Source organism: Aquiflexum sp. TKW24L (assembly GCF_023502205.1).
Taxonomy (GTDB): domain Bacteria; phylum Bacteroidota; class Bacteroidia; order Cytophagales; family Cyclobacteriaceae; genus Cognataquiflexum.
Map to the genome: position 1 here is coordinate 101,016 of NZ_JAMFLG010000002.1, position 20,522 is coordinate 121,537.

Below are 20,522 nucleotides of genomic sequence, written 5' to 3' on the forward strand. Positions count from 1 at the left end.
ACAGACCTTTCGCGACAAATTAATTTAATTCGCGACAAATAATTGTCGCGAATTAAGAATAAATTGTCGCAAATATTAATTTCACGACATAAAAATATATATATTTGTCGCGAATAGAAAGAGATGAAAATTCCAAAAACCAAAGAATTAAATGCCATCAAGGGAATTTTGGTAAAATTTCCTGAAGGAATCACTTTGGTAGAAATCAAAGAAAATCTTGATTTTGAAATCGAGCTAAGAACATTACAGCGAAGACTCAAAATCCTAAAAGAAAAGGGGGAAGTTTATGTAACCGGAGGTTCAAAGGCCACAAAATACCATCCTGTCTATGAAAGAAATGTGGTCAGAGAAAGTGAACCACCAAAGTATATCGTGGAAAAAAAGGAAGAAATTCCAATTTCCAAAGAAGGAAAAAAGATCAAAGATGCATTAGCCAAACCATTGATCAGCAGACCAAAAGTAGGGTACAACATGCAGTTCTTGGAATCCTACCGACCCAATGTAGACCAATACCTCTCAGAAAAAGAAATTAAAACACTGACAGAATTGGGTAAAACCGGAAATCAAAACCAACCGGCAGGAACCCATGCCAAAGAGGTTTTGAGCAGGTTGCTGATTGACCTGAGTTGGAATTCCAGCAGATTGGAAGGAAATACCTATTCTTTATTGGATACACAAAGGTTGGTGAATTTTGGTGAATCTGCCGATGGAAAATCCATCGAAGAATCCCAAATGATCCTCAACCATAAAGAGGCTATAGAATTTTTGGTACAGTTGGGAGATGATTTGGAATTCAATTCCTATATCATTCTAAATCTTCATGCGCTATTGGCTGATAACCTTCTGCAGGACCAGAATTCCATAGGCCGCCTGAGGTCCATTCCGGTAGGAATCCATAAATCTGCCTATACGCCATTGTCAATTCCCCAACTGATAGCAGACCAATTTGAGTTGATCTTGCAAAAAGTCAAGGAGATTCAGAATCCATTTGAGCAAGCCTTCTTCATTATGGTGCATTTCCCTTATTTGCAGCCATTTGATGATGTCAACAAACGGACCTCGAGACTTGCAGCAAATATTCCGTTCTTCAAACATAACCTGTCTCCTCTTTCGTTTGTGGATGTCCCAAATGAGGTCTATGTAGAGGCGATTTTGGGGGTTTATGAGCTCAACAGGATTGAATTGCTGAAGGATGTTTTTATTTGGGCTTATGAAAGATCCGCAATCCGGTATGCTGCTATCAGACAAACAGTAGGAGAACCTGATGCATTTAGGACCCAATACCGAAATGAAATCAGAGAACTTGTCACTGAGATCATCTCAAATAACCTGAGTCCCAAAGAAGGATCAGAAAGGATCAAAAAGAAAGCTAATCAAATTCTGAAAACCGATCAGAATAAGTTCATTGAATATGTGGAGTCAGAATTACTAGGCGTTCATGAGGGAAGTTTTGCCCGTTTCAGGGTTTCTCCAGCTGAATTCCATATTTGGAAAGAAAACTGGTCAAGGTAAGGACAAATTTTTACCTTGACCTTTTTACTTTTTATCCAATAGTTCTCTCACAGAAACAGGCTTCCCTCCCAGCTTCTTACTGATATCTGCTGCTTCCATAAAAGCCAAAATTTCAAGCGTTTCTTCAGGCTGCACCGGCACAATGCCCGTCTCAAAATATTTTACAATATCCAAAAGCAAAGGTTCATATCCGGCATAAGGGCCTAAAACCACATTTCCGTTTTGGGTAAAAACCGTACCACCATAATCATGCTTGCCTGTTCGGGTTCCTCTAAAAGTCCCCACTCTTCCATCTTCCCATATCCCGGTGACCACATCTGTATCATTTGTAGACACCCTCACAACAGACGCACATCCTGTACCCATTACAGTAAATAAGGTTTCCACTCCGTGTATCCCATACCAGAATAAATCCGGATGCGAAGGTTCCAATTCGGCAGGGCTAAATGTACTGGCACCTATAACGGTGCTTTTGTCAATTTTGTCTATCCCTGTAATATAGCGGAGCGAAGAAGCAGAAAAAACCGGGATTTTATACTTTTGCGAAGCTTCAAAAATAGCCTTGGCATCTTTCAATGAAGCTGTCATAGGTTTGTCTATAAACATGCGCTTTCCAGCTTTAAATACTTCCAAAGCCTGTTCTAAATGAAGCTTTCCATCGTTTGTTTCCAATAAAACCACACCTACTATTTGAAGCAAGTCTGCAATAGAACCTACAATTTCCAATCCCATTTTCTGGATTTCTTCTGTGTAACCGGGAATTCTATCTATGCTCGATTGGATATCTTTACTTCCAAAGGGATAAGCAGCGACAACATGGTAGCCAAGATACATTTGGTCATCTTTATGTCCATTCAATACCTTGGTAAAGGCGATACTGTGCGAAGTATCCAATCCAATTATCCCGACTTTTTTTCCCTGAGACTTATTTATTTGATCCGATGAAAAACCAAACGAATTCCCATAAATCCCTAAACCTAGACCAGCTATAGTGGATGTTTTTAAGAATAATCTTCTTGAATTACGGCTTCTATTTTTCATAAGACTGTTATTTTGAAATGGGAAATTTTGGATGAATTTATTTAAATTTATTCTTTAAAACCATTACCACTATGAAACATGTAAGCATTGGCTGGTTTGAAATACCAGTCGAAAAAATGGAAAGAGCCATGGCTTTTTACGAAGCCGTTTTTGATTGTAAACTTGATCGTCATCATATGGGCCCCATCGATATGGCATGGTTTCCCTGGGACGAAAGCAGACTCGGTGCGGGAGGAAGTCTGGTCAAAGCTGAAGGGTTTTACAAACCAAGCACAGAAGGTACCAAAATCTATTTCTCCTCTGAAGACGTTAGTGTAGAGCTCAGCAAAATTGAGAAAGCCGGAGGAAAGATCATTCAACCCAAAACAGAAATTGCACCAAACATCGGCTTCATGGCTTTATTTCATGATTGTGAAGGAAATGAAATCGCCCTCCATTCAAATAAATAAGACAAATTAGCTTTAGGTGAATATTGTTTAGGGCATATTTTTACCATCCTTTTAAAGGAATTAAAGATCAGAGGGATTTTAGATCAAAGATCTAGAGTGATTATTACCATTAATTCTCATAAAAAATGAAAATTCCTTTTGAAGAAACGGTTAGTAAACAGGCAACAAAATGACAAATGAAGCGCCTTCCCCATTTTTCTTCTCCAGCTTCAAAGAACCGTTATGCCCATGAGTGACGATCTCATAACTTAAACTTAGGCCAAGTCCGGTACCTTCTCCTGTAGGTTTGGTCGTAAAGAATGGTTCAAAGATTTTTTCTTGGATTTCGGTCGGAATTCCAATTCCATTGTCAGAAATCCTGATTCCTACCTTATCCCCGGCCATAAATGTGGAAATAGAAACCTCAGGTTCAAATCCTTCTGGGTTGTTTTTGTTTTTTTCCCAAACCGCATCAAATGCATTTCCAATAATATTGATAAGAACCTGACCAATCTCTTGGCCCGATATTTTGACTTTCTTCAAGTTTGACTGGAAATCTTTTTTAATTGCCGTAAAAAAACCCGGATTATGGACGCCTTTACTGTTGTAGGTTAGATCGATGTACTTTTCGACAAGATTATTGATTTCAACTATTTCAAAAGTTGATTTCCCCTGTCGCGTATGTTGCATCATTGACCTTACAATTGCATCAGCTCTTTTTCCGTGGTCCTCGATCAAACCTGCATTGATTTTTAGGTTTTCCATCAAATAGTCGATTTCAACCTGATTATTATCCCTTATTGCTTGGGTCAATTCATCGACCAATTCACTGGAAAGTGCGGCAAAATTATTGACAAAATTGAGCGGGTTCTTTATTTCATGTGCGATACCTGTGGCAAGTCTTCCCAACGAGGCCATTTTCTCTGCCTGGATGAGCTGGTTTTGGGCGGACTTGAGTTCCTGATAGGCTTTCTCTAATTCCTGTATTTTTTCCAGTTCTACTGCTTTCTTTTCATTGTCTGCCTTAAGTGCCTGGGCTTGGGCTTCCGAGGCCAATGACTTGGCTATCGCAGTTTCTGCATGAAGTTCGGCTTCCCGTAATTTGGCAATTTCCCGTTCTTTTCTTAATAACCTGGTTTTCTTTTCTTTGTCGAAAACAAAAAGACCTAATCCAGATAGTCCTACAGTTATTAAAATTACCCACCATCTAAGCCACCAAACAGGTTTTACCATAAAAGTGTATCTCAGTGGGTCAAGGGATTCCAGTCCACTGTCATTAATTGCTATCACTTCAAGAGTATATGATCTAGGCCAAAAATAAGCCGGCAAGTTAGTATATCTCAACTGTCTTTGATTGGTCTCAGGAGACCATTCTTCTTCATACCCTAACAGTCTGGTTTTGTATTTGACACCTAATTTATTAGCAAAACTAATTGAGTGGTATTTAAAGACTGCTTCATTGCGTCCTGCAGTTTGATATGATACAAGTACTGAATCAAGTTCTACAATGGGAGAAATATTATTCTTTCGGTCTAATAGTGGATTATAAATAGAAAGCCCTTTGGCGGTTCCATAATATATCAAACCATCTTCATCTACCCTTACCGAACCATATAGCCATACCTCGTTGTCAATCAATCCTTCTTGCCGTGAAATAGTCCTGACAACTTGATTTGACTCCCCATTAATTTCGGCAAGGCCCTTATTGGTGCCAGCCCAGATATTTCCGTTTATTGGATTTACTGCGAAACTGATGGCATTATCCGCAGGCAAGCCATTTTCCATTGTAAATTGGGTATTTATTTTATCTGCTTCCAAATTCACAAGAAACAATCCTTTTTGTGTTCCAATCCACATTTGATCTTTGTACCATAATAACTTTTCAATGTGATTGGTAGGTGCACCATTGGAGATTGACCAATACTGTTCAAAAAGATTAGTATTTCTCTTATTAGAATTGGTTTGGTATAAGAATTCTTTTGTAATCTTTTTGGTACTTCGGTAAATACCCTTGTCAAGAGTTCCTACCCATAGATAACCCTCTGCATCCATCGCAATTGACTTGAACAATACAGATGGTAATCCCGAATCCACTCCAAATTCAAATACTCTTCCTTCAACGACTCCAAAAATACTTCTTAATCCGGCAAACCAAATTGAGCTTATATCTTCTGTCTCAGAGGGACCTTTAATGATCAATTTTTCGGAAGCAATAATGGGTGGACTGTTGGGTATAGTAAACAGGAATCCTGTTTCCCCATTTATAGTGATGTTTTTGAGTTCAACTGCCTCATTTAAAACCAATTTCTTATCAAATACCAAACCATTTAAACCTTGTGTGGTGGCTATCCAAATCCTTCCTTCGATATCCATTTCCAGACCATTTACCCAATCGCCTATGAGACCGTCTGCTTGGGTAATATAAGTGGAAGTCCCATCTTCGGAGATACATGAGACACCCCCTTCGGTACCTGCCAAAACACTAAATGGGAAAGATTTTTCAGGAACTTTTAAAATAGTATTAACTCTTGGAGAAGGTAAAATCGGTCTTTGTCCTTGAATAAATCTTCCTCCAAAATTTTTAAATGCATTGAAGTTATATCTCAATTTGGAAACTCCCCCTGATTGAGCTATCCAAACGTTACCTTCCACATCATTAATTACATGTTCAATATAACCCAATAATCCATTTGCCATTGAAATGGAACCAATTTTCTCACCTGTCCCTATATCAAATCTCAAAATTCCATTAGTCTTGACAGCCCAAACTTCCTCCCCAGCTATGGAAATTAATTTTGCATAATATAAATCTTCAGATTTTGAAATTATTTTAGGAGTAAATGAATTTTTTTCAAACCAAATTAATTCACCATTTTGTTTAATTGCCCATATTTTTCCGTCCTTCTCCTCCAAGATTGATACAAAATCTTGATCATTTAAATTTATAGGAGATGAATAAATTACATTAATCGCATTCCCGGTAAATCGTGCCAATTTACCCCCACTAAGCCCTAATATAACACCACTGTTCCCCGAATAAACTGAAGTGACTCCCTCATTCCCACTACCTAAATACGTGGATATAGTGTCCAATTTTAGATTTTGGGTTTCATCGATTTTGTACCTCAAAAAACCCAATTCAGTATAAATCCACACCATCCCATCTTTATCCACTATCAAATTCCAAACACGATCTTTGTAAAGTGACTTCCCATCGAATTCGGCTGTAAATGAAATGCGTCGCCCATTTTTATAATTTGAAACTGGTTCTTTTGAAACTACCAGACCTCCATTAGAAGAAACCCAAAGATAGCCAAGTTCGTCCTCCACAACTCGCATATACATATGATCAATTAAACCATCTTTTTTATCAGTGTAAACTTCCATCACATCTCCATCAAATCGGACTAATCCTGAGGTATGAACAGACATCCAAATATACCTTTCACTGTCCTGAAATACATATGTAGCAAGATCGGTTGGCAATTGGTTTACCTCATTGTCAGGGGTATAATGAACAAAGGGCAGCTCTTGGGCTGCCACTTTGAAAGTATAAAATATGAAAGAAATGGTTATAAGAAAACGGAGATTCATCGATTGAATATAATCAATTTCATTAATTAATTCCTGATACCTCCTGTACCATTAAATGCCTCAAGTGTATTGGTAGCATCAACAAGTCTAGTCGACAAAGTTCTTGAATTAGTTTGCTGTGGATAGGATTTTCTATCATTATAACCATCTGAACAGGTTCCTAACTCTTCACAACCTACAGCTTCGCAATGAATCAGTAATGCTCGGTTATAATTATCCCATATCACTAGCTCTCCATCAACCTCTTTAAGTGCACCTCTTTGGCTGACTACGTTCAATTCAGCAGTAAGCAATTCTTTCAGGAACTTTTCAATATCCGATTTGCCCACCGGATTAAGAATTTCTAATGCTGTTTTGATTTTTTTATTTCCAAATTGAAATGGCTCTTTCAGCAATAGTTTCTCGATCTGGCTAAGGAATTCAAGTATTTCTTTTTCTGAATAATCACCTTTACTTGACCCACAGTATTTCAATTGATCTACCCAGTAATCAGTGCATTCGGCGGTTCCTTTAATAATTCCTTCTTTCAATTCACGAGTCGTTTTTTCTGAATCTATTTCGAATCCAAAATTGATGCAAGATCCGTCAGATTCCTCAGTGCAATAATGGAAGCTGGATGGGGTAGTAGCATTATAACTCAGATTGAACAATTGGTCGGTTGTTTCGACATAGTATTCGCCTTCTAAAACCTTAAATGTAAAAGTCCCATCGTCTATCGTCATTACGGAACCTACTATTTTACCCGTCTTTTTATCTCTTAATAAGATTTCAATTTCAGGGATTCCTGATTCAGAGTTTTGCTTGACACCATCAGCATTTGCATCTATGAAAATGCTGCCACAGATTTCAGACACTCCTTCACAGGGACCCAAAATATCACACTTTTCTCTTTTGCCATTCCTTGTAATACTGCCTTCAATTACACCCAATGGCACATCGCCGAGAAAGGTCATTGAAAAGCTTTTACTTTCATCTTTTCCAATTGATATACTCCAGGTGATCCCTTTGGAATCTAATTTTGAATTTTGCTTTGGCTCCCAATCAGTTGGAGCACCGGCACATGACGGCACCTGAAGGAAGAATTTCTCTAAATCTGAGGATTTTCCGGTACCGCTTACTTTATAGTGGAATGTGGTACTAGTTGCAATACCGTTTGTTTTTTCAACATTTCTTCCAATGAATTCTACATCATAGTTGTTGATTCTGACATTTTCGAATTCCACCAACTGGTCTGCAAAATATCCTGGCAATTCTACTCTAAAATCCTCAACATCTGCCTTTCTTAAATTTGCATCGATCTTTTCAATAACAACTTCTTGGGAGGCAAACTCACATCCTGCCATTATCAAGATCGATAGAAAACACAGGGAAACTAGATTGATGTTCTTTTTCATATCATTTTCAAATTTAAGAGCAGTCAAAAATTATTTCTGCTATTTGTGATTTTTATAAGGTTAAAACAACTTTGGAAATTCTTTAAATTCTGCGATTTATGTCCGATAACTAACTCTCTGTCCCGATCCTATAAAACAATTTTGCAATTATAAAGGACACTTTCATTGGGACGTAATGCCTCAACTGCTTGAAATTACAGATATTTTTTTGATAAAAAAGTAACTTCCCAATCCATAAAATCATATTAAACCCATAAAGTAGGAAAATATATAGTAATAAATATTTTATCATTGATTTATTTCATTCAAAATATCATTTTTTAATAATATTCATAGAATTAAATAAATTATTTGATTGTGTTTTAAAGAATATTATCGTAAAAAAAATTATTTAACTTTTTGAAAAAAGTCTAGGATTTTGAGATTTAGAATTTGATTATTAACTCAATTTATTTTCAAAATGGATAAGGGCCGACTAATTCATCAGCCCTTCAATCTCCTCAGGATCAATTGGAATATTTCTCATCAAATCAAAATATCCTTCTTCCAAAATAACAATGTTATTTTCCAGTCTAATACCCAATCCTTCCTCAGGAATATAAATTCCCGGCTCTACAGTAAATACCATTCCCGCGCTGATCGGTTCATGCATCGTACCTACATCATGCACATCCATTCCTAGATGATGAGAAGTCCCATGCATAAAATATTTTTTGAATGCCGGCCATTTTGGATCTTGGTTTTTGATATCTGTCTGATCTATTAGCCCCAATCCCAAAAGTTCGGATTGCATCATCAGCCCGACCTCCTTGTGATACTCCTGGATGCTGATTCCTGGCCGCAAAATATCGGAAGCGCCCTTCTTAACCCTTATGACAGCATCATACACTTCTCTTTGTCTTTTGGTAAATCTGCCACTTACAGGTATCGTACGTGTCATGTCCGCATTGTAATTGCCATATTCTGCACCTACATCCAAGAGGATCAAATCTCCATCTTTGCAGACTTCTTTATTCTCTATGTAATGAAGTACACAGGCATTTCCTCCTGCAGCGATAATTGGCTCATAGGCAAATCCTTTGCTCCTGTTTCGGATAAATTCATGGATAAACTCCGCCTCAATTTCATACTCAGTCACGCCAGGTTTAACAAAGGAAAGAATCCGACGGAATCCCTTTTCTGTAATGTCACAGGCAATCTGCATTTGATCTATTTCTTCCTTTTCCTTTACCGCCCTAAGCTGATGCATCAATGGAGCTATACGGTTGAATTGATGAAGGGGATACCTTTCTTTGCAGGATTTGATAAATCGGGCATCGCGTGTCTCAACGACCACAGCAGCACGTAGATGTTCATTGGCATTTAAAAATACATGCTCGCTCAATGCCATCAAAGAATTTAACACATTGTCAAAATTGGCTACCCATTGTATATTTTCGATTCCTGAAACAGCAAAAGCTTCTTCTTTCGTGTATTTATGACCTTCCCAGATGGCAATATGTTCGTTTGTTTCCCTGAGAAAAAGCACCTCTCTCAGATTGGGATCAGGAAAATCCGGACAAATCACCAAAATAGATTCTTCCTGATCGATTCCTGAAAGATAAAAAAGATCATTGTTTTGTCTGAACCTCATTGTCCCGTCTGCATTGGTCGGCATGATGTCGTTGGAATTGAAAACTGCAATAGATTTTGGAGGAAATTTTTCTTTCAGTTTTTCTCTATTACGGATATATAATGACTTAGGAAGTGGGATATATTTCATATTCTGTTCTTTCTTATCAGATGATATGGATTTTAAATTGAACCAAAAATACCATTTATCCATTGGCTAAAAAAAGACTTCAAAAAGTCTTTTATTTTTGTACTTTGAGCATGGGAAAATAAAATAATGCAATACAATCTGAAAGAGTTGCCAAACGGCATCAGAATCGTTCATCAAGAAGTCAACCATACCAGGCTCGTCCATTGTGGATTTATCCTCAATATCGGTAGCCGCGATGAGTCCAAGGAACAGGAAGGACTTGCCCACTTTTGGGAACATATGGCTTTCAAAGGCACTAAAAAAAGAAAAGCCTACCACATCATCAACAGACTTGAGACGTTGGGAGGAGAACTCAATGCCTACACTACCAAAGAAAAAATCTGCTTTTATGCGAGTACTTTAAAAGAGCATTTTGACAAGGCTGCGGAATTGCTCTGTGACATCACTTTCAACAGTACCTTTCCAAAAAAACAAATTGACAAAGAACGTCAAGTAATATTGGAGGAAATGGCCATGTATCGCGACTCGCCGGATGATTCGATCCAAGATGATTTTGATGAAATTATTTTTGAAGGACATGCTTTGGGGAGAAATATTCTAGGCACTGAAAGTACCGTCAAAAACTTCAGTCAAGATGACTTTTTTGAGTTTTTGTCCTCCAAATTTGACACCACCCAAATGGTCTTTTCGGTTGTCGGAAATGTCTCTTTCAAAAAAGTACTTCAGGAAGTGGAGGGGTTTCTTACAGAAATCCCGATCAAAAGAAGGTTATATGTGAGAAGCAGCTTTTCCAATTATGGACCAAAGACCAAAACCTTAGAAAAAGAAATTACTCAGTCGCATTGCGCTATCGGCCAACCGGCATATTCTATGTATGACCCGCGACGGTTCAAACTCTATTTATTGAATAATATCCTCGGTGGACCGAGTATGAACTCCAGGTTGAACCTTGCCCTGCGGGAGAAATATGGCTACGTCTACAGTGTGGAATCTCATTACCAGACTTATTCCGATACGGGTTTTATAGGGGTTTATTTTGCTACAGAACAAAACAAAGCCAACCGTGCAAGAAAGTCTGTACTGAACGAAATGGAAAAGCTCCGAACCAAAAAACTTGGTACTATGCAGCTTCATATGGCTAAGGAACAAGCTATCGGTCAAATGGCCATGTCAGAGGAGAATTACGCTGCATTGATGCTCGTTTTTGGCAAAAACTTATTGGACAAAGGGAAAATAGATTCCTTAGACACTATCTTTGGCATCATGAGAGAAACGACCGCAGAGGAATTGATCGACATTGCCAATGAAGTCTTTGATCCTAAGCAGCTTAGTTTCTTAAATTATATTCCAGCCTGATATGGAATTTATTGCACCGGAATTATTGGCATATTGTGAAGAGCACAGTAGTTGTGAAGATGACCTGCTGCAATATATCAAGCGGGAAACCTATGCCAAGGTGCTGATGCCAAGGATGCTTTCGGGGCATTTACAAGGCAAAACATTAGAGCTTTTGGTAAAGATGTTAAACCCTAAAACCATCCTCGAGATCGGAACGTACACCGGATATTCAGGTATTTGTTTGGCAAGAGGTCTAGGGAAAAATGGAAAACTCATTACTTTGGACATCAATGATGAGCTGGAAACTATGGTTAGGGGTTTTTTCGAAAAATCCGGACTTTCCTCCCAGATCGACTACAGACTGGGGAATGCCTTAGAAATCATACCAACTTTGGAAAGTAATTTTGATATGGTCTTTATCGACGCCGATAAATCTAATTATATCCAATACTATAATCTTGTCGTTGAAAGGGTTAATTCGGGTGGCATTATCATCGCCGACAATGTCCTTTGGTCAGGAAAAATATTGGTGGAAGAAGGCAAGAAAATTGACAAAGACACTCAAGTGATATTGGATTACAACCGTATGGTACAAAATGATCCCCGTGTTGAAAATGTACTACTTCCCATCAGGGATGGATTGATGCTGGCAAGAAAATTATGAAACATAAATACATTAACTTACTAAAATCTGTTTTTTCATTTGTTTTAGCCTATTTTTTTTCAGCTTTCTTGGCCATGGCCCAAGTCCCTCAGGTTCCTAGAGAACTAAGATTTGCTGACCTTACAATTAAAATCGATGAACAGGCAAGACGTGAAATCCAGAGTGATGTGGATGCACTATACCGCAACCCTACCTATTTCAAAGTAAAAGCAGAAAGGGTAAATCTTTATCTTCCAATAGTTGAGCGGGAACTGAGAAATGCCGGTGTACCTACAGATTTTAAATATCTTGTGATTCAGGAAAGCAGTCTGATCGCAGATGCTGTTTCGACCTCCAATGCAGTTGGGTTTTGGCAGTTTAAGCAAGGAACTGCTGAAGAGGTTTCTTTGAGGGTAGATGGACAGATTGATGAAAGGAAAAACATTGTGGCATCTAGCCAAGGTGCAGCGCGGTATTTGAAGAAAAATAATGGACCATTTGACAATTGGATGTGCGCATTGGTAGCTTATCAGATGGGACTTGGCGGAGCTAGGTCTTATTTTGGAACTACTTACAATGGAAAAAAAACAGTAGAAGTGGATAGAAATTTTCACTGGTATTTTAAAAAATTTCTTGCCCATAAGATAGCCTTTGAAGCGCCAACAGTCATGTTGGCAAGTAATAAAGGCATTTTGGAAGAGGTACAAGTACAAGGCCCAACTTCCCTCAAAGCATTGGCACCAAGACTAGGAGTAACAGAAGCGCACCTGAAGGAATATAACAAATGGACAACAAAAGGAAATATCCCTGATGACCGTCCATATTCGGTTCTGTATTTGAGAGAAGCGACAGTAAGGCCAAGACAAGCGATCGCCCAGACCGAAAATACTTATACCCCTCCGCCTGTATCAATCACCCAAGTTACAAAAACGGACTATCCAAAAATCACCGGAAACCCACAGCTAGCCACCCAGCCAAATCAGATCAAAGTCAACAATATCGATGGGGTAAAAGCATCCACAACAACTTCATTGGACAACTTCAGTGAAAAAGTAGGGGTAAAAGAGGGTAAACTCCGGAGAATCAATGACCTGGATAAAACCGATAAAATCGAGGAAGGCCAATATTACTATACCCAACCAAAGAAAACAAAGGCAGATTTAGATACACATACAGTACTACCGGGGGAGACTCTATGGTCCATTTCCCAGATGTATGGCATCAAACTTTCGTCGCTTAAATCCAAAAATAGAATCAATAACGATCGGGATTTAAAGGCAGGGATGATTCTTAACCTGAGGGATATAAGGCCAAGAGGCGAAGCCATTCCTGTAATCAATTCTACCGAATACAAGAAAATCATTGCAACAGGGACAAATAATCCTGTTCCTTCAAATTCCGAAACAGCCCCGCCAAGCAGACCTGAAATTAATCTACCTGTCAATTCCCAAAGTATAGAACCAAGCAATCGAATATCGCATACTGTAGGTGCCGAGGAAAACCTATTCAGAATCAGCCAAAAGTATGGGGTAACTGTCGAAGAAATAAAAAAATGGAATAACCTTTTGGATAACAATATCAAAGTCGGTCAAAAGCTCATCATCAACAAACCTTAAAGATCCTATTAGGGTATATTGAACCATGCAAAGAAGACTATCAATATTCTTTTTGTTTTTTTTCGGCTTCCTTTGCATTCTGAATGCACAAGACAGACTTCAGCTAGCGGATACCTTATTGATTGATGGGGATACGATTATCATGTTGGGTGACTCCATTATTTTCAAACAACAAGCCAAACCAATCTATTGGGAAAAAGGAGGAAACTTCAACCTAAGTATCCAGCAAGTCAGCCTTTCTAATTGGAATGCTGGCGGATCCAGCAATTTAGCTTGGAACACTGCTTTGACATTGTTTGCCAATTATAGAAAAGAAGTAATCATCTGGGACACCAAACTGAATGTAAATGCAGGTTTTAACAGGCAAGGTGGACGAAGCTATGCCACCAGAAAAACCAATGACAACTTTATCTTCATAAGCAAATATGGCAGAGAACTGACCAACTTTTGGTTTTTGTCTACGCAGTTAGATGCCCGGACCCAATTATTGGCAGGCTACCGATATTTCAGGCCCTCTGGTGCAGAAGTGGATTCGAGGTCAAAGCTTTCGGACCTTTTAGCTCCGGCATATATACAGTCCTCCACGGGTTTAAATTACAGGAGGGATTTTAAAAACAAAGACAGGATTTCCCTGATTGCTTCGCCATTTACGGGCAGGTTTACGATAGTCATGGAAGATTCGCTCAGCAATGCCGGAGCCTTTGGCGTGATCCCGGGAGAAAAAGTCCGGGCTGAGGCTGGGCTTTCTTTTGGGTCAACGACCGATATCCAACTATATGAAAATATCCGATGGCGTGCGGATCTGAATCTCTTTACCAATTTTGAAAGTTTGGGAAATTTTGTGGTCAATCTCAATTCTGTGATTTCAATGCGTGTCAATAAGTTCATTACCACTAGGATAGAAACAATCCTGATTTATGACGAAAAAGTATTGATTCAACAGGATTCAGGGCCTCCAAAACAAGCTGTTCAGCTCCAAAATATGTTCAATTTTGGAATTGGGCTAGACTTTTAAAAATCTGTTTCAAGTCCAAACCTTCTCTTCAAATCTCCTAAAGCAGGAGATTTATCTAGAAGGTAATTGAGCTTGTCAGTACTTGTGTATAATTTTCTTTTACCATTATTTTCATCTTCTTCCTTGATCACGGCATCAAGATGAATGCTATAATTATTCAGCTTTCGCCTAAGGACTTGGAGAATTTCCGGTTTGATCTTGTTAAAAATTCCTTCCTGGATTTCACCATTAAGTTGGAAGGTAATAGTTTCACCCAACAAGACGACAGGTTGCTTCAAAACCGTTACTTCCAAGCTGCGATGATGTTCTTTGTATTCATCGATGATTTCGTTGATTTCAGCCTTCAGCTTTGCAAGGTCAAAAATTTCTGCAAGCTGCTCTGAAGGTTTGGTCAACTTACCCGTTTTCCTTTCTACCTCCACTATTGCTGCAGCTGAGTTTTGATCAACGGCTATTTTTGCAGAAGAGATACTTGTTGGTATAGAAAGTGTCTTTTGAACAAGTGTTTTTTTTGCTGCAAAAGAATTCGAATCTTTAAAAAGTGGCGTGGAAGAACTGGATTTAGTTTCCTCAGTTACCTCAATCAAGCTTTTTTTTTTGACTCTTCTTGAGCCAAAACAGCCAAAGAAAGAGCCTGAGGTAATTTTGCCATTTTCATCAAAGCCAACTCTACATGAAGCCTTTGATTTTTGCTTGTTTTGTATTGGATATCACATTGATTGCAGATGTTCAATGCTGACAATATAAAAGAAATACTTAATTGTTGTGACTGGGAAATATACTTTTCCCTTGCAGATTCCGATACTTGAATTAAATCCACTGTTGCGGGGTCTTTACAGACCATCAGATCCCTCAAATGCTCAGAAAGTCCTACAATGAAATTATGTCCATCAAAACCTTTTTTCAAAATTTCATCAAAAATCAAAAGCACATTTGAGATACTTCCTCCCATCAATGAATCGACAACCTTGAAATAATAATCATAATCTAGGATATGGAGATTACTGATGGTCTCTAGATAAGTCAATCTATTGCCGGAAGAATAGGTCACAATCAGGTCAAACATAGAGAGTGCGTCTCTCAGTGCCCCATCCGCCTTGGTAGCGATAAGCCTCAGTGCTTCATCCTCTGCTTCGATTTTTTCCTGCTCTGCTATATGCTTAAGATGTTCTGTAATATCATTGATCAGAATTCTATTGAAATCAAAAATCTGACAACGAGACAAAATTGTAGGGATGACTTTGTGTTTTTCAGTAGTCGCTAAAATGAATATGGCGTACTTCGGTGGCTCTTCCAATGTCTTCAAAAAAGCATTGAACGCTGAATTGGAGAGCATGTGCACTTCATCTATGATATAGACTTTATAAAGTCCCTGCTGAGGTGCATACCGAACCTGTTCCACAAGATTTCTGATATCTTCTACAGAGTTATTGGAGGCAGCATCCAATTCATGGACATTGAAAGACGCATTGTTATTGAAAGCCAAACAGGAATCACATGTATTGCATGCTTCAAAATCAGCGGTGCGGTGTTGGCAATTGATGGTTTTGGCCAATATTCTGGCACAGGTAGTTTTGCCAACTCCCCTAGGACCACAAAAAAGAAAAGCCTGAGCTAGGTGGTTGTTTTTGATCGCATTTTTAAGTGTAGTCGTAATATGCTGCTGCCCTACGACACTCTTAAAATCAGAAGGCCTGTATTTTCGGGCAGATACGACAAAATTTTCCATCGGCACAAGATATAAAATAATTGGAATTCCGACCTTTCAATATGGAGCAAAGGCTACTAATTTTTTTCTAACAATCTCATTCTGAGAAAAATTAAAAATCAAATGATATTCCTGTATTGAAAGCAAAGATGAAGCGTGTAATGGGAATTATAGGTTTGTCCTCGTAAGAAAAGTTGAAACTGTTGGTAAATGAAAATCTGTCAGTGATCTTGGTATTGAGATTTAAATTCCCATTGACACGGTTTCTAAAAACCTGAATGGACTTGTCATACCCTACTTGGTAGTAATTGACCATATTGAAATCCACATAATCATTTATTGAAAGCCTAAGTGAGACATAATTTGAACTTTTAAGAAACTCCACATTAAGGAATTCCTCAGTGTAAGGATGCTCCCAAGTTTCGTTTTCATAAAGGCCTCCAAGTCCCAAAATCAAAGTCAGACGATCGCTTTCAACTACTCTCGTCCTAAAAGAACCCCCTGCGATCCATCGTGGTGCCAATCCCCGGAAATTATCAAATGAGTATTGGACATAAGTTTCTATGTTGTTTTTTTCTTCAAAATTAAATACCGTCCGTCCATGAATCAGACCAAAATTTAGAAAATCTGCATCATTGATCCTGAGGTAGTCAAAATTTGAAACAAATATATAAGCATGTTTGCCCGGATGGTACATAGTATTCAGGTCCCATTTATACCCAAATAGATTGACAGGAGCATCCGCGGCTGCACTTCGGTTATATACATCAAGACCTGCAGTTGCTTTGGCTACAAATACCTTGGAGCTGTCACCCTTTAGCCTGTACCTTTCAATATTCAAAATTTGAGATTGGGAGGAAAATGAGATTAAAAAAAGAAAAATAAAAATGGTTTGTTTCAAAACATAATTTTTTGATTCGCTACAAAGGTTTTGAATTTTGATTTGGATTCCTAGGGAAAGGGGAATTGGTTATAGTGGTTGTAGTGGTTGTGGTAGTTATAATTGTTGTAGTAGTTATAATTGTTGTAATTGTTATAGTTGTAATAGTTGTTGTCAAGTTTTCAAGTTATCCGGTTGACAAGACATCGGTTCTCGGTTCTCGGCTCTCGCTTCTCGGTTCTAACTTCTAGTCTTTGCCTCAAATTTTCATGTCTCACATCTAAATTCTTAAATCTTTCATACCAAGGAACCATTATTACACTATATTTGTCACCCATTCAGAAAAATGGGGCTGACCGGTTTTGACAGTAGGTGTAAAGATTGGGCTCGCATGCAGGCCGGAGTATGTACGGCCTTGAATAATTCATACGAACATAACTGGCGAAACTTCTTACGCCATGGCTGCATAATCTAACCCTTCGGGGAAAAGATAACGCTTAAAGGGTTGAGTTTCGATAGAAGTTCCCCGGCCACATCCCGCAACCCCCCGTCCTTTCGGGGTTGAATCTGGGGTGTCGAAATGATCGGACTAGTGCCGGTGATGATGCTAAGTCGGTGCAAAGCTCAAGTATCTAAGCAGTGGATAGGTGTGTCATCCAGCAGTACACTGACGAAAACCCAACAGATGACTAAGCATGTAGACGGTACGGTGTTTCCCTATCTGGACGCGGGTTCGAATCCCGCCAGCTCCACAACTCAAAAAGCCTTCCTTAAATCCTCTAAAAAGGATAAAGGAAGGCTTTTTTACTCACTGAACAACATTGAAATGAAAGTTTAAAAAATCACCACTAAGGCTTATATTTTTAAAACAACAAGGCACTCTTGATCCCCTGTGCCAATTTTGTACTAAAAGAACTGTGAAGTTCCTTCTTTTGATCTTTTTGAATGGAAAGAAAAGAAGTCCTGTTTCGGATTACTTCCCAAGCGTTGTCTTTCGCTTCTCTTTCGCTACCTGCTAAGGTTTGGATTTGAAACTCAATTCCATTGATTTCCAATTTGATTACATACTTTACCATTTTGTCCAAATTTTAATGTTATACCTAAAAACTTTAATTCTTTTCGACAGCCTTTAACTGTACCTTTTACTTGCGAATGATTCTCGTAAAGCGTTAATGTTAATACAAATTACATTTTTATATATTTAAAAAACAAATATTTGTAAAAATATATTTCAACAGGTTCAAAAGAATTTTTCAAAACACCCTTCGCAATCGTGTGCATAAAGAATAAAGCAAATTTATATCCAAAAAAAAATCGGGCTTGAAAAAGGGGATTAACCCTTATTTCAAACCCGAAAGGTTACAAAAAGGAATTTTTAAACTCCAAAATAGGTATTCAATTCCTCGGACATTAATGCTTTTTCATTTAGGTCTTTGATCACTTTCCCTTTTTCCAACAAAACTATTCTGTCGCAGATTTCTGTCACGTGATTCAGATCATGACTTGATATCAAAAACGTGATTTTAAAATTCTCCTTAGATTGAAGTATCAATTTCTTTAAGCGGTTTTGTGAACTTGGATCCAGATTTTCAAAAGGTTCATCCAACATCACCACCTCAGGATGACCCATCAAGGCCGCAGCAATACCAACTTTCTTGAGATTTCCCTTGGACAAGTCACGGATGTACTTCTTCTTACCTAAAATCTCATCATTGAAAAGTTCTTTAAAACTCTCAAGATGAAGCTTTAAATCTTCTTCAGATAGCCGGTATATCTTCCTCAAAGTCTCAAAATATTCATCTGGAGTTAAGTAGGAAAGCAACATATGCTCGTCGAGATACGCCCCTACTCTGCTTTTCCATTCTTCGGTTTTGCTGACATCATTGCCCTCAATGGTTACTTTTCCAGCTGATGCGCGGACTAGGTCAAGCATGATGCGAAATAATGTTGTCTTTCCTGCCCCATTGTTTCCCACCAATCCAAAACATTCTGATTTGGGGATTTCCAGTGATTCTACATCGAGCACTACTGCTTCTTTGTATTGTTTTTTGAGTCCTTCTACCTTGATCATAATTCTTGTCTGAATGAAGATGATATTTCGTATCTATTTTGTAAAACTTTATCTATTGAAACTTTGGATAAATAAGGGAATGCCAAAATCCCTGCAATCCCCACTATCCCCAAGGCTAATAACCCTGCATATTGATTGACCAAAAGAGCAAATGGTAGATAAATGACATAAGGCGCACCGATCATCGGAATGATCATTAGAAACTGTGCAATGCCGACACCTTCATAATTAAACATCGCACCCTTATTGAGATCCATTGGCTTTGGCTTCCAAAGTGAAAGGTAAATCACCAAGTGCATGATGACTCCCATGTTGAAAAGAAATGTAGCAATATGGATCAGCAGAATGTCCCAACCAAAATAAGCATAGGGCACAGAAGCCAAAAGACATAGACAGGATGTCAAGGCAAAGAGTAAGTATTTTCCTTTGATCAATGCTTCTATCCCTGTTCTTTTTTGAAGGAAAAAGTCAAAATTGGCAGAATTCCAACTCAGAAATAGCTGACCATATTGGAGCATAAAAATCCCGGTGATGAAAGAACCGACGAAAACAAACATATGGCTGAAACCTGTCTCAGATTTGTACATAGGATTGGTATAAAATATCAGTCCATATAAGAGGAAAAAACCCGCCAACATCAGGTAAGTCCTGCTTTTTTTATGTCTGATGATGAGCTTCCACTCTAGGTTTGCCAATTCTCCTGCAAGACCGAATCGGGAAAAAATACCCAAATCCTGATTGACGAATCGGACATTTTCCTCCTCAGTAAGGTCTTCTAAATAAGCATTCTTATAGTAATAGCTATAAGCTAGCGAATAAGTCACCAAAAAAAGCAAACCCAAAACTGCGACTGGAAGAAAATTTGTCAATGACCAATCAAATACCGGCTTGATCAGACTACCCAGATTGTACCATCCATAGTAAGTAGAGCCTGCACCAATCAATAGTAACGCAAACACCGCCCCAATACCGATCAGGCTATCCTCAAACTTCTGCTTGAACCACAGCATCAGCCAATGCAAAGACCAGCTTGTAAACAGGATGCAAAACAGCCAAGACCACGCTGCGCCTGATCCAAACCTTGGAGTCACTTCCTGAATGGCAAATGGAGTGAACAACAAAAGAGGGATCAATGTCAAAGGGGACACAAACGACCTTCCAAGTAAAAAATGGATGATGTTGCTTTTTTTGATGGGAAGGTGCAGAAACCTTTCCAGTTCGATGACGGGAAGCTTCTGCACAAAATACCTGTACATAAATTCAAATAGGAAAAAGTACACCATAACCCCACTCAAAGTGGCATATGCATCATTACTTTCAAATCCTTTCTCTATTATTGGCTTAAGGAACAGCCCGAGCATCACCACATATGAAAGAAGCAAAAGAGCCAAGAATGCTAGAAAAATAGCTACCAAGGCACTTTTGGCAAATGACGTAGACCGGATACTTTTCAGTAATTCTAACCGGATCAATTCTAAAACCATAATGGATTGAATAAATGTTAAAAGATATTTAAATGT

General features: G+C 38.4%; 16 protein-coding genes and 1 other RNA gene. 7 read left to right on the plus strand and 10 right to left on the minus strand.

Annotation, left to right across the window (positions count from 1 at the left end):
- Positions 1–123: 123 nt before the first annotated feature.
- Positions 124–1,512, plus strand: a complete 1,389-nt coding sequence (locus M3O96_RS01840; protein WP_249718214.1) for a Fic family protein — start codon at positions 124–126, stop codon at positions 1,510–1,512.
- Positions 1,513–1,536: 24 nt separating this feature from the next.
- Here the strand turns inward: M3O96_RS01840 and M3O96_RS01845 are convergent, their stop codons facing one another.
- Entirely contained in the window at positions 1,537–2,553 is a 1,017-nt protein-coding gene (locus M3O96_RS01845; RefSeq protein WP_249718216.1) for a Gfo/Idh/MocA family protein, read from the minus strand.
- 71 nt (positions 2,554–2,624) lie between these two features.
- Between M3O96_RS01845 and M3O96_RS01850 the strand changes: the two genes are divergently transcribed.
- Positions 2,625–3,002 (plus strand): VOC family protein, encoded by a 378-nt coding sequence (locus M3O96_RS01850; protein WP_249718220.1) that lies wholly within the window; start codon positions 2,625–2,627, stop codon positions 3,000–3,002.
- Positions 3,003–3,152: 150 nt separating this feature from the next.
- Here M3O96_RS01850 and M3O96_RS01855 read toward each other — a convergent pair whose 3' ends face one another.
- The 3 genes from M3O96_RS01855 to M3O96_RS01865 form a co-directional block, all read right to left on the minus strand.
- Positions 3,153–6,575, minus strand: a complete 3,423-nt coding sequence (locus M3O96_RS01855; protein WP_249718223.1) for a sensor histidine kinase — start codon at positions 6,573–6,575, stop codon at positions 3,153–3,155.
- 26 nt (positions 6,576–6,601) lie between these two features.
- Complete coding sequence (locus tag M3O96_RS01860) at positions 6,602–7,969, minus strand: SdrD B-like domain-containing protein (RefSeq protein WP_249718227.1); 1,368 nt, start codon at positions 7,967–7,969, stop codon at positions 6,602–6,604.
- A gap of 475 nt (positions 7,970–8,444) precedes the next feature.
- Positions 8,445–9,731 carry an aminopeptidase P family protein gene (locus tag M3O96_RS01865; RefSeq protein ID WP_249718230.1) on the minus strand — a complete coding sequence of 429 codons (1,287 nt, stop codon included), beginning with the start codon at positions 9,729–9,731 and terminating at the stop codon, positions 8,445–8,447.
- 126 nt (positions 9,732–9,857) lie between these two features.
- Between M3O96_RS01865 and M3O96_RS01870 the strand changes: the two genes are divergently transcribed.
- From M3O96_RS01870 to M3O96_RS01885, 4 genes are read left to right on the plus strand one after another with little or no spacing between them, the layout of a single operon-like run.
- Positions 9,858–11,087: a M16 family metallopeptidase gene (locus M3O96_RS01870; protein ID WP_249718232.1), complete on the plus strand. Its 1,230-nt coding sequence runs from the start codon at positions 9,858–9,860 to the stop codon at positions 11,085–11,087.
- 1 nt (position 11,088) lies between these two features.
- Entirely contained in the window at positions 11,089–11,733 is a 645-nt protein-coding gene (locus M3O96_RS01875) for an O-methyltransferase (RefSeq protein ID WP_249718234.1), read from the plus strand.
- Positions 11,730–13,328 (plus strand): LysM peptidoglycan-binding domain-containing protein, encoded by a 1,599-nt coding sequence (locus tag M3O96_RS01880; RefSeq protein ID WP_249718236.1) that lies wholly within the window; start codon positions 11,730–11,732, stop codon positions 13,326–13,328. Before M3O96_RS01875 ends, M3O96_RS01880 begins: the two co-directional genes overlap by 4 nt.
- Before the next feature lie 25 nt (positions 13,329–13,353).
- Positions 13,354–14,343: a DUF3078 domain-containing protein gene (locus tag M3O96_RS01885; protein ID WP_249718238.1), complete on the plus strand. Its 990-nt coding sequence runs from the start codon at positions 13,354–13,356 to the stop codon at positions 14,341–14,343.
- On the opposite strand, the gene M3O96_RS01890 is transcribed toward M3O96_RS01885, so the two are convergent.
- The 3 genes from M3O96_RS01890 to M3O96_RS01900 all read right to left on the minus strand — a co-directional run bounded on the left by M3O96_RS01890 (position 14,340) and on the right by M3O96_RS01900 (position 16,892).
- On the minus strand, positions 14,340–14,930 hold the full coding sequence (locus tag M3O96_RS01890) for a DUF8439 domain-containing protein (protein ID WP_249718240.1): 591 nt from the start codon (positions 14,928–14,930) through the stop codon (positions 14,340–14,342). The two genes, M3O96_RS01885 and M3O96_RS01890, sit on opposite strands and share 4 nt — an antisense overlap.
- The gene (locus M3O96_RS01895; protein WP_249718243.1) at positions 14,927–16,072 is read right to left on the minus strand and encodes a DNA polymerase III subunit gamma/tau; all 1,146 of its coding nucleotides are present in this window, start codon (positions 16,070–16,072) and stop codon (positions 14,927–14,929) included. The genes M3O96_RS01890 and M3O96_RS01895 overlap by 4 nt, the downstream gene beginning before the upstream one ends.
- A 91-nt stretch (positions 16,073–16,163) precedes the next feature.
- Positions 16,164–16,892, minus strand: coding sequence for a DUF481 domain-containing protein (locus tag M3O96_RS01900; protein ID WP_249718244.1), 729 nt, complete (start codon positions 16,890–16,892; stop codon positions 16,164–16,166).
- Positions 16,893–17,279: 387 nt separating this feature from the next.
- On the opposite strand from M3O96_RS01900, the gene ssrA reads away from it, so the two are divergent.
- Positions 17,280–17,686, plus strand: a transfer-messenger RNA (tmRNA) gene (gene ssrA, locus M3O96_RS01905).
- 108 nt (positions 17,687–17,794) lie between these two features.
- On the opposite strand, the gene M3O96_RS01910 is transcribed toward ssrA, so the two are convergent.
- The 3 genes from M3O96_RS01910 to M3O96_RS01920 form a co-directional block, all read right to left on the minus strand.
- Complete coding sequence (locus M3O96_RS01910; protein WP_249718246.1) at positions 17,795–18,007, minus strand: hypothetical protein; 213 nt, start codon at positions 18,005–18,007, stop codon at positions 17,795–17,797.
- A 299-nt stretch (positions 18,008–18,306) separates the two neighbouring features.
- Positions 18,307–19,002 (minus strand): ABC transporter ATP-binding protein, encoded by a 696-nt coding sequence (locus tag M3O96_RS01915; protein WP_249718248.1) that lies wholly within the window; start codon positions 19,000–19,002, stop codon positions 18,307–18,309.
- Positions 18,999–20,486 (minus strand): DUF5687 family protein, encoded by a 1,488-nt coding sequence (locus M3O96_RS01920; protein ID WP_249718250.1) that lies wholly within the window; start codon positions 20,484–20,486, stop codon positions 18,999–19,001. Before M3O96_RS01920 ends, M3O96_RS01915 begins: the two co-directional genes overlap by 4 nt.
- Positions 20,487–20,522 lie beyond the last annotated feature (36 nt).

Bases quoted from the DNA above. Each gene is read 5' to 3' on its own strand.
- M3O96_RS01845 (WP_249718216.1), bottom strand. From the start codon at position 2,553: ATGAAAAATAGAAGCCGTAATTCAAGAAGATTATTCTTAAAAACATCC.
- M3O96_RS01870 (WP_249718232.1), top strand. From the start codon at position 9,858: ATGCAATACAATCTGAAAGAGTTGCCAAACGGCATCAGAATCGTTCAT.
- M3O96_RS01865 (WP_249718230.1), bottom strand. From the start codon at position 9,731: ATGAAATATATCCCACTTCCTAAGTCATTATATATCCGTAATAGAGAA.
- M3O96_RS01860 (WP_249718227.1), bottom strand. From the start codon at position 7,969: ATGAAAAAGAACATCAATCTAGTTTCCCTGTGTTTTCTATCGATCTTG.
- M3O96_RS01840 (WP_249718214.1), top strand. From the start codon at position 124: ATGAAAATTCCAAAAACCAAAGAATTAAATGCCATCAAGGGAATTTTG.
- M3O96_RS01895 (WP_249718243.1), bottom strand. From the start codon at position 16,072: ATGGAAAATTTTGTCGTATCTGCCCGAAAATACAGGCCTTCTGATTTT.
- M3O96_RS01920 (WP_249718250.1), bottom strand. From the start codon at position 20,486: ATGGTTTTAGAATTGATCCGGTTAGAATTACTGAAAAGTATCCGGTCT.
- M3O96_RS01915 (WP_249718248.1), bottom strand. From the start codon at position 19,002: ATGATCAAGGTAGAAGGACTCAAAAAACAATACAAAGAAGCAGTAGTG.
- M3O96_RS01850 (WP_249718220.1), top strand. From the start codon at position 2,625: ATGAAACATGTAAGCATTGGCTGGTTTGAAATACCAGTCGAAAAAATG.
- M3O96_RS01885 (WP_249718238.1), top strand. From the start codon at position 13,354: ATGCAAAGAAGACTATCAATATTCTTTTTGTTTTTTTTCGGCTTCCTT.
- M3O96_RS01875 (WP_249718234.1), top strand. From the start codon at position 11,089: ATGGAATTTATTGCACCGGAATTATTGGCATATTGTGAAGAGCACAGT.
- M3O96_RS01880 (WP_249718236.1), top strand. From the start codon at position 11,730: ATGAAACATAAATACATTAACTTACTAAAATCTGTTTTTTCATTTGTT.
- M3O96_RS01910 (WP_249718246.1), bottom strand. From the start codon at position 18,007: ATGGTAAAGTATGTAATCAAATTGGAAATCAATGGAATTGAGTTTCAA.
- M3O96_RS01855 (WP_249718223.1), bottom strand. From the start codon at position 6,575: ATGAATCTCCGTTTTCTTATAACCATTTCTTTCATATTTTATACTTTC.